Raw genomic sequence first — 8,385 nt, 5'->3', positions numbered from 1 at the left:
GGCGCCAGCGTTTCGACTTTCTCCGGCGTGTCCAGCGGATCGAGCCGCGGGCCCTCGCCGACCTCGAAGCGCACCGAACGCCCGAGCGCATAGGGAATCACCAGAATGTCGGAGAAGATGATCGCGGCGTCGAAATTGAAGCGGCGGATCGGCTGCAGCGTGACTTCGGCGGCGAATTCCGGCGTAAAGCAAAGGTCGAGAAAGCCCCCCGCCCTGGCGCGCACCTCGCGGTATTCCGGCAGGTAGCGGCCGGCCTGCCGCATCATCCAGATCGGGGGCACCGGCTGGCGGCGGCCGGAAAGCACCTCAAGGAAGGGTTTGTCGGGCTGAATTTGGGTCAAGCGCTTACTTCCGCAAGGAGTGATCGGGGGCGGGCTACGCGCTCCTGATACACCGTGGATGCGGACTTGGCCAAGCTGCGATCTGCCCCTACCGGCGGGGTCGCCGGCCCTTTGATCAGGTTATCGCGAGCAAACCGGCGCCCTTCCGGGAAGATGGCATAGCAATTGGACCCTGAACGCACAGTCCTCCAGCCTGGCGCATAGATCCAGCGGTCGCCCCAAAAGACAGATTCCAAACGGGCTGGGGTCGGAATCTGCCTTCGGAGCGCCCCGCGAGTTTTATCTCAGCGATGAGGATGCAATCTCATCGCTGACCGCAGTCGAGCCGAAGTTGCGGCGATTGTCTGTGCGATATTGAGCATACGGCAAAAAAATCTTGTGGCCGCGTTGTGCACGCTTCCGTGCATTTTGCCGATGCGCCGGACGGAACGTCCGGATGGCGGATGCGTTATCAAAGGACAGTGGAGGCTCAACATGGCTGAGAAATTTGATCCCGCGCCGCACGACAAGCATGCAGCGGATCCCCGCGATGCTGCCGCGGCAGACCGCGATGTCCATACGCGACTGGAAGCCGGACTGATCGACAGCTTCCCGGCATCCGATCCGATCAGCGCGGCGCAGCCGTCGCCCTCGAGGGCCGACGGCGAAAACACCTCGCTATGGGACAAGGTGCTGTCGGTGTTTCGATAATCAGTGAACGGCGGCGCAACGGCGTTGCCTCGGAGGCGTCCAGATGAATCAGCAATTCGATCATGCCGCCAACGATTCGCCGCGCAGCGGAAGTTCGAAACGGGTTTCCCCTGCGGTGTGGTGTGCCGTCGTGGTGACGGCAGTCGCGCTGACAACGTGGTTTGCGATCGGGCTCTGACGCCCGATCAGTTCGCGTCTGATCGGCGGTGCGGCTTTCTTCGCGGTTCGTCCCTGCGAACTCCTGCGCGGAGATCGTTCGTTCTGTAATTCTTTGCACACCATACCGGCGATTGGGTACGTCATTGGATGACCGTAATACTACGGAAATGGCCGTAGAATAACGTGGTTTGCAAGATTCACTTCAGAGATAACTAAGATGTGCGTGGGAGTTTCCGTCGTTCGGAGAACCCCTGCTAGATGGATGCCGCTCCCCACAAGATCAGCCAGTCGCGCCTGCCTTTTCGGGCGGCGGCATTCGTTGCGCTGGTCTGCGTCGCGATTCTCGGGATGAGCGCGGCGCGCGAGTGGAGCGCGCGCGAAGCTGCCCTGAAGGGTACGGAAGTGGAACTGGCGAACCTTTCGCGTTCGCTCACTCAGCAGGCCGATGACAGCTTCGACCTGCTGGATGCCAGCATCGTCGGCGCCGTCAGCCGCCTCGAAACGGATGGCACCAACCCGGCGACACTTTCGAAGCTTCAGGACATTCTGGTGGCGCGGAAGGTGGCACTAAAGCGTGTCAACGGGCTCGCCATTGTCGATGAACACGGCGACTGGCTTGCGTCGTCTGGCGTGATGGGGAAATCCCTCAGCGATCGCGAATATTTCCGCCACCACCTGCAATCGACCGACCGAGCCGTTTTCATGGGGCACCCGGTCAAGAGCAGCATGAACGACGAATGGGTCGTGACCCTCTCGCGCCGCTTCAATCATCCCGACGGGAGCTTTGCAGGCATCGTGATCGCTAGCATCGGCTCTGCCTATTTCTCTGATTTCTATCGCCAGTTCGATATCGGCGAGAGCGGCACCCTCTCATTGCTGTCTACCGACGGAATCATCATGGCACGCCGTCCTGACGACGACACCAGTGCCGGACGCAACGTGTCGGACGGGGCTTTTTTCAAGGCCGTCCGTGCCGGCGGGCTCTCGGGCGTACACCTTCTTAAGTCCAATCTGGATGGACTGGAGCGCATCGGCTTCCACCAGCAAAGCAGCCGCTATCCTTTTGTAATTCTGGCCACCAAGACCCAGTACGAGGCACTGGCGCCATGGCGTCATGCCACCATCACCCGCATGATGTTTGTTCTCGGCCTGGTCCTGCTGATTGCCGTCATGGGGCTCTACGTCGTGCGGCAATTGGTGCGGGGACAGCGCATGACGTCGGCGCTAGCCTCCAAGGAGGCCAATTTCCGCGTGGTGGCGGAAGGTTCGAGCGACATGGTGACCCGGATCGGGCTGGACGAGACGATCCATTACGCCTCGCCGTCGTCCGTTCGCATCGTGGGCTGGCCGCCTGATCAGCTGGTCGGAACGCCCGCACTCGCCGGCGTCAATCCGCTGGATCTGCCCCGCGTCCAGGAGGTCGTCGCCGCCTTGAAACGCGGCGAGGCCGAGGAGACGCGCATCACCTACCGCACGCGGCAGCGGGAAAGATCCGAGATCTGGGTCGAATCCACCCTGCGCGTCACGCGAAACAGCGGCGAGATCGACGGCGTCGTCGCCATCACGCGCGATGTAACGCAGCAAAAGACCCTGGAAGGAAAGCTTGAGACGCTGGCGACCGTGGACGGTCTCACCGGTCTCGCCAATCGCCGCCGCTTCGACGAGCGCCTGCTCGAGGAATGGGGACGGGCCTATCGCGAGCGCACCTCCCTGTCGCTGCTGATGATCGATCTCGACCATTTCAAGGCGTACAACGACCAGTACGGCCACCCGGCCGGCGACGAATGCCTGCGGGCTGTCGCCGGTGTCCTGGCTACGGAGGCCAAGCGCACCACGGATCTCGCGGCAAGATACGGCGGAGAAGAGTTTGCCATGCTGCTGCCCAACACGGATGCGGCGGGATGCGCGCGGATCGGCGAAAGGGTTCTTCGCGAGATCCGGGATCTCGGCATCGCTCACAAGCTGAATTTTCCGTCGCGAATCGTCACCGCGAGCATCGGGGGAGCGGTATGCCGCCCGGGCGTCGAACGCTCGGCGGGCCACGCCTCGCTGGTAGAGGCTGCCGACCACGCGCTCTATGCCGCGAAGGATCACGGGCGCGATCAGCTGGTGATGGCAAAACCGGCGGCGCGGAAGCTCGAGGTCATGTCCGCCGCGCATTGAAGCCGACGGAAATTGATCTTCAATCTTCAGTAATGCGGCGGCCGTTCGTTCGCGGGGCCCGGCGCGTTGGCTTCCGCTACCTGCAGGCGATCGCTCAAGCTCAGGACCTGCCGCGTCAGCGCGTCGATCCTCAGCCATTGCTCGGTGATGGTCTTGTTCAGCGTCTCGATGGTCTCGTCCTGAAACGTCAGCTTGGCCTCGAGTGCATCGATACGGTCGCAGAGCGTCTTCTCGTCATTCATCGGATTGCCGTTCCATCTTCCGCTCCCGCAGTCCGTGGCCGAGCGCGACGCGCCCGTCGAACACGAAACATTCGCCGCGCCAGCGGCTGTTGGCTTCCGGCACGCCTTCCAGATATTTCAGGATACCGCCCTTGAGATGGTAGACCTCGGCAAAGCCGCGCGACAGCAGATAGCTCGAGGCCTTTTCGCAGCGAATCCCGCCGGTGCAGAACATCGCGATCCGCCGATGCTTTTCGGGATCGAGATGGCGCGCGGCGAAATCCTTGAATTGCCCGAAGCTCTTGATGCCGGGGTCGACGGCGCCGGCGAACGTTCCCATCGCGACCTCGAATTCATTGCGGGTATCGATCACGAGCGTGTCGGGCGCCACAATCAGGTCGTTCCAGTCGGCGGGGTCAACATAGGTTCCGACTTGCCGCGTCGGATCGGCCTCGGCAGCGCCAAGCGTGACGATCTCCTTTTTCAGCCGGATTTTCAGGCGCTGAAACGGCATCGTGGAAGCCGCCGAGAATTTCAGCTCGAGATTGTCGAGCCGGCCGCCGAACAGGGGACCGTCACGCAGCGCGTTGACCAGTTCACCGATGCCGCAGGCCTCACCCGCCAGCGTGCCGTTGATGCCTTCGTGGGCGAGCAGCACGCTGCCTTTCAGCCCGAGGCTGGCGCAAAGCACGCGCAACGGCTCGCGCAGCTCCCGGAAATCCGGCAGCGCGGCGAACTGATAGAATGCGGCGACCTGGTACGTCATGCCGGTGGTTTATCAGGAGGGTGGCAACGCGATCAACCTATCCAGCATCTCGCGGCGAAGGCCGGGACCATACGCCGTGCCCTGGGTGATGAAGATGGGGCCGGTTGCCTGGGCTGACGCAACTGTCGGGGGTCATGGGCCGGGCGTTAGCCACAACGCGTAACATAGCGCCTATCCGCCTCCGCCATTGCCCAGCGCCGCAGGAATGTGCCATGTAGGCGCGCGCCGGTACCGGCGGGATGATGCGGAAAAACAGCGGTAAAAGTGAGCCATTTGGCATGAGGAATTTCCATCTCGCCGGCCGGTCGACGGTCCACGCCCAGAACGCGATGGTGGCGACGTCGCATCCTCTTGCCGCGCTGACGGCGATCGAGGTGATGCGCGCCGGGGGCACTGCCGCCGACGCCGCGGTGGCGGCCTGCGCGCTGTTGGGCGTGATCGAGCCGCAATCCACCGGGATCGGCGGCGATTGCTTCGCGCTGGTTCAGCCGAAGGGCGAGGGCAAGATCGTTGCCTATAACGGCTCGGGCCGCGCGCCAAAGGCCGCGACGGCGGAATGGTACCTCGAGCGCAACATCCATGCGATTCCGCTGACGTCGGCGCACGCCGTCTCTATTCCCGGCGCGATCGACGCCTGGGCGACCATCCTGCGCGATCACGGCAAGCTCGGGCTCGACACCCTGCTGCAGCCGGCGATCAAGGCCGCGGAAGAGGGCTATGTGGTCGCACCCCGCATCGCCTTCGACTGGAAGAACCAGTTCGAGAAATTGAAGAAGGGCACCAACACCGAGCGCTACCTGCTGCCGCACGGCAAGCCCGCGGTCGCCGGCGACGTGATCCGGCAGCCCGAGCTCGGCAAGACGCTGCGCGCCATCGCGACGGGCGGTCGTGACGCCTTCTACAAGGGCGCCATCGCCGAAGACATGGTCGAGACCCTGCGCGGCATCGGCGGCCTGCACACGCTGGACGATTTCGAGAGCCATACCACCGAGACCACCAGCCCGATCGGCACTCTCTACAAGGGCCACGACGTCTGGCAGTGTCCGCCGAACGGTCCGGGCATCACCATGCTGGTGATGCTCAACATCCTCTCGCGCTTCGATCTGACGAAATTCGCAGGGCTCAGCGTCGAGCGGTTCCATCTCGAGGCCGAAGCCGCGCGGGCCGCCTACATGATGCGCGAACAGCACATCGGCGATCCCGCCTGCGTCAACGTCGATGTCGCCAGGATTTTGACGCCGGAGTTCGCCGAGGAGCACGCCGGCAAGATCCGGATGGACGGCTTGCGCGATTTGCCGAATGTGGCGCCGCCGATGAATCCCTCGACCGTTTACATCACCGTGGTGGACAAGGACCGCAACGTCTGTTCGTTTATCAACTCGATCGCGCATTCCTTCGGTTCGGCGATCGTTTCCAACAAGACCGGCGTGCTGCTGCAAAATCGCGGCGGCGGGTTCCGCATTCAGCCCGGCCATCCCAATTGCATCGCGCCGGGCAAGCGGCCGCTGCACACGATCATTCCGAGCCTTGTGACCAAGAATGGCCGCGCGGTGATGCCGTTCGGGGTGATGGGCGGGCAGTATCAGCCGGTCGGGCAGGTGCATGTGCTGACCAACATGCTTGATTACGGCTGCGACGTGCAGGAAGCCATCGATATGCCGCGTGGCCTGCATTACGAGGGCGTCTATCAGCTCGAGGACGGCGTGCCCGCAGGGATCGTCGAGGGCCTGAAGAAGCTCGGGCATCAGACCACGAGCGTGGTCGGTCCGCTCGGCGGCGGCCAGGCGATCTGGATCGACTGGGACAAGGGCACGCTGACCGGCGGTTCCGATCCGCGCAAGGACGGCTGCGCGCTGGGCTATTGAGGCGAGGTTGTGCGCTTGGCCAGATGGAACCGCGGGCGCGATTGCTGCTTCCATCTCTAGTAACGCGTTCATTCTGGAACGTGCTTCGCCTCCGGGTATTGACCTTTCGGAGGATGAGGACAATGCCGATTTTTCATTTCGATATTGCCGACGGCGTGCGGCTTGAGGATCCGGTCGGACTGGATTGCAAGAGCGTGCACGATGCGAAGAGAACCGCCGACCTGATCGCGCGGCAAATCGCCATCGATCTCGTCGGTGACAGCGAGCCTCGATCCGTGGTGGTGGTCGGCGAGGCCGGTTCCGAGATCTACACGACGCCGGTCAGGGCCTGAGGGCTCGCCGGGCCGTACGCGTGCATGGCGGTAGGCTTGAACCAATCGGGCTCGCTGACGAGCAAGCATCGGGGGCGCTAGTTGCCTGAAATTTCCGCATCAGGCTCAGGACTTTAGCTGGAACGAACACCGCGGTCCCGGCTTATCCCGAAATAATTCAGCCCTTGATGGAGACACGACGTGGAAATTCGTGCCGGTTACGACATCGCCTTTCAGTGCTTCCAGGAGACCCCGATGGTCCTGATGCTCAGCGTCGAGCCGGAGCGCATTGGCGATCTCCTGAGCGAGCACCGAATCCAGTTCTCGCCCAACGTTGCCTCGAACGACTATGTCGATATGTTTGGCAATACCTGCACCCGAATTGTCGCACCACCCGGCCTGGTCGAAATCCGAAACGAGTTTCTGATCCAGGACAGCGGGCTGCCGGATGAGGTCGCTCCCGATGCGCGGCAACTCGATGTCGGAGCACTACCCGACGATGTGCTGATCTATCTCCTGGCAAGCCGCTATTGCGACACCGAGAAGTTGTCCAACCTGGCTTGGTCGCTGTTCGGCGGCATCGCGCCGGGCTGGCAACGCGTGCAGGCCATTTGCGATTACGCCCATGACCGGATCAGCTTTGGCTATCGCCACGCGCGCAGCGATCGTACCGCGTCCGAAGGTCATGAGGAACGCATCGGCGTCTGCCGCGATTTCGCGCATCTTGCGGTGACGCTGTGCCGGTGCATGAATATTCCGGCGCGCTACTGCACCGGCTATCTCGGCGATATCGGCGTACCCGCCGATCCCGCGCCGATGGATTTCAGCGCCTGGTTCGAGGTCTATCTGGACGGTCGCTGGTTCACCTTCGACGCGCGCCACAACCACCCGCGGATCGGCCGCATCGTCATGGCGCGCGGCCGCGATGCCGCCGACGTCGCGATCTCGACCAATTTTGGTCCGGTGCAACTGGTGAAGTTTTCCGTCCTCACGGAAGAAGTGACTTCGGCGGCTCGGGCGTCCCGAGCCGCGTGACCTTCCGTCATTCCGGGATGGTGCGTTAGCACCAGACCCGGAATCTCGAGATTCTCCGATGTGCAATTGCACATCGTAGTTCGATGCTTCGCATCGCCCCGGAATGACGACAATCCTGCGACGGGCTTTCAACGCAGGCCCCGTTGCGCTAGACATGCTTCTATCCTTGAACCGGAAGGTGCCCAAAGATGCGACGTTTGAAGCGTGCAACAATCCCGATGCTGGCCGCGATTGCGATGACGATCGTGGTCGTCCCATTGGCCTGTGTACCGACCATAGCAGCGGCCCAGACCGCAGGAAAAACCATGACGACAGCTTCAGGCTTGCAGATTATCGACACCATGGCCGGCACCGGCGCATCGCCGAAACCCGGTCAGACCTGTGTCATGCATTATACCGGCTGGCTTTACGAGGACGGCAAGAAGGGCAAGAAGTTCGACTCTTCGGTCGACCGCAACGAGCCGTTCGAGTTTCCGATCGGGCAGCACCGGGTGATCGCCGGCTGGGACGAAGGCGTCGCCACCATGAAGGTCGGCGGCAAGCGCACCCTGATCATCCCGCCCGCGCTCGGCTACGGCGCCCGCGGCGCCGGGGGCGTAATCCCGCCGAACGCGACGCTGATGTTCGACGTCGAACTGCTGGCGGTGAAGTAGAGGCTGGCCGCCGAAATTCGTCATGGCCGGGCAAGTCCCGAGCCATCACGTTCTTTTGTGGCAAGAAAAAGGACCGGCCCCGAGGGACCGGTCCTTCTGCTTCCACGATCGACTTCGATCAGAGATTCTTGTTCGCAGCAGCGGCCGCCTTGTTGACGGCGTCCTTGGTGGCTTCCTTGGC

The 8,385-nt window shown here is 62.8% G+C and carries 10 protein-coding genes; 7 read left to right on the top strand and 3 right to left on the bottom strand.

Going from position 1 to position 8,385, the window contains the following annotated elements:
- The coding region (locus tag QZ213_RS20265; protein ID WP_291687877.1) for a uroporphyrinogen decarboxylase family protein at positions 1–266 on the bottom strand (266 nt) is incomplete at its 3' end.
- Between the two features lie 549 nt (positions 267–815).
- Between QZ213_RS20265 and QZ213_RS20260 the strand changes: the two genes are divergently transcribed.
- The 3 genes from QZ213_RS20260 (at position 816) to QZ213_RS20250 (ending at position 3,353) form a co-directional block, all read left to right on the top strand.
- Positions 816–1,031, top strand: coding sequence for a hypothetical protein (locus QZ213_RS20260; RefSeq protein WP_291687876.1), 216 nt, complete (start codon positions 816–818; stop codon positions 1,029–1,031).
- A gap of 43 nt (positions 1,032–1,074) precedes the next feature.
- Positions 1,075–1,209 (top strand): hypothetical protein, encoded by a 135-nt coding sequence (locus QZ213_RS20255; RefSeq protein ID WP_291687875.1) that lies wholly within the window; start codon positions 1,075–1,077, stop codon positions 1,207–1,209.
- Between the two features lie 239 nt (positions 1,210–1,448).
- Entirely contained in the window at positions 1,449–3,353 is a 1,905-nt protein-coding gene (locus tag QZ213_RS20250; protein WP_291687874.1) for a diguanylate cyclase, read from the top strand.
- 26 nt (positions 3,354–3,379) lie between these two features.
- Here QZ213_RS20250 and QZ213_RS20245 read toward each other — a convergent pair whose 3' ends face one another.
- Both QZ213_RS20245 and QZ213_RS20240 read right to left on the bottom strand, forming a co-directional pair.
- Positions 3,380–3,595: a SlyX family protein gene (locus QZ213_RS20245; protein ID WP_291687873.1), complete on the bottom strand. Its 216-nt coding sequence runs from the start codon at positions 3,593–3,595 to the stop codon at positions 3,380–3,382.
- A complete protein-coding gene (locus QZ213_RS20240; protein WP_291687872.1) occupies positions 3,588–4,340 on the bottom strand; it encodes a rhodanese-related sulfurtransferase in 753 nt (250 codons plus the stop codon). Before QZ213_RS20240 ends, QZ213_RS20245 begins: the two co-directional genes overlap by 8 nt.
- 278 nt (positions 4,341–4,618) lie before the next feature.
- On the opposite strand from QZ213_RS20240, the gene ggt reads away from it, so the two are divergent.
- The 4 genes from ggt to QZ213_RS20220 all read left to right on the top strand — a co-directional run bounded on the left by ggt (position 4,619) and on the right by QZ213_RS20220 (position 8,204).
- Positions 4,619–6,205, top strand: coding sequence for a gamma-glutamyltransferase (gene ggt, locus QZ213_RS20235; RefSeq protein WP_291687871.1), 1,587 nt, complete (start codon positions 4,619–4,621; stop codon positions 6,203–6,205).
- 122 nt (positions 6,206–6,327) lie between these two features.
- Positions 6,328–6,537: a hypothetical protein gene (locus QZ213_RS20230; RefSeq protein ID WP_291687870.1), complete on the top strand. Its 210-nt coding sequence runs from the start codon at positions 6,328–6,330 to the stop codon at positions 6,535–6,537.
- A gap of 180 nt (positions 6,538–6,717) precedes the next feature.
- Positions 6,718–7,551, top strand: coding sequence for a transglutaminase family protein (locus tag QZ213_RS20225; protein ID WP_291687869.1), 834 nt, complete (start codon positions 6,718–6,720; stop codon positions 7,549–7,551).
- Positions 7,552–7,739: 188 nt separating this feature from the next.
- Entirely contained in the window at positions 7,740–8,204 is a 465-nt protein-coding gene (locus QZ213_RS20220) for an FKBP-type peptidyl-prolyl cis-trans isomerase (RefSeq protein WP_291687868.1), read from the top strand.
- Positions 8,205–8,385 lie beyond the last annotated feature (181 nt).

Origin of the sequence: Bradyrhizobium sp., assembly GCF_017881085.1 — a bacterium.
Lineage (GTDB): Bacteria > Pseudomonadota > Alphaproteobacteria > Rhizobiales > Xanthobacteraceae > Bradyrhizobium.
This window is presented reverse-complemented; position numbering and strand designations above follow the sequence as displayed.

What these genes read in the sequence shown, in the direction of transcription:
- QZ213_RS20240 (WP_291687872.1), bottom strand. Translation starts at nt 4,340, where the DNA reads ATGACGTACCAGGTCGCCGCATTCTATCAGTTCGCCGCGCTGCCGGAT.
- QZ213_RS20245 (WP_291687873.1), bottom strand. Translation starts at nt 3,595, where the DNA reads ATGAATGACGAGAAGACGCTCTGCGACCGTATCGATGCACTCGAGGCC.
- QZ213_RS20250 (WP_291687874.1), top strand. Translation starts at nt 1,449, where the DNA reads ATGGATGCCGCTCCCCACAAGATCAGCCAGTCGCGCCTGCCTTTTCGG.
- QZ213_RS20220 (WP_291687868.1), top strand. Translation starts at nt 7,740, where the DNA reads ATGCGACGTTTGAAGCGTGCAACAATCCCGATGCTGGCCGCGATTGCG.
- QZ213_RS20255 (WP_291687875.1), top strand. Translation starts at nt 1,075, where the DNA reads ATGAATCAGCAATTCGATCATGCCGCCAACGATTCGCCGCGCAGCGGA.
- QZ213_RS20230 (WP_291687870.1), top strand. Translation starts at nt 6,328, where the DNA reads ATGCCGATTTTTCATTTCGATATTGCCGACGGCGTGCGGCTTGAGGAT.
- ggt (WP_291687871.1), top strand. Translation starts at nt 4,619, where the DNA reads ATGAGGAATTTCCATCTCGCCGGCCGGTCGACGGTCCACGCCCAGAAC.
- QZ213_RS20260 (WP_291687876.1), top strand. Translation starts at nt 816, where the DNA reads ATGGCTGAGAAATTTGATCCCGCGCCGCACGACAAGCATGCAGCGGAT.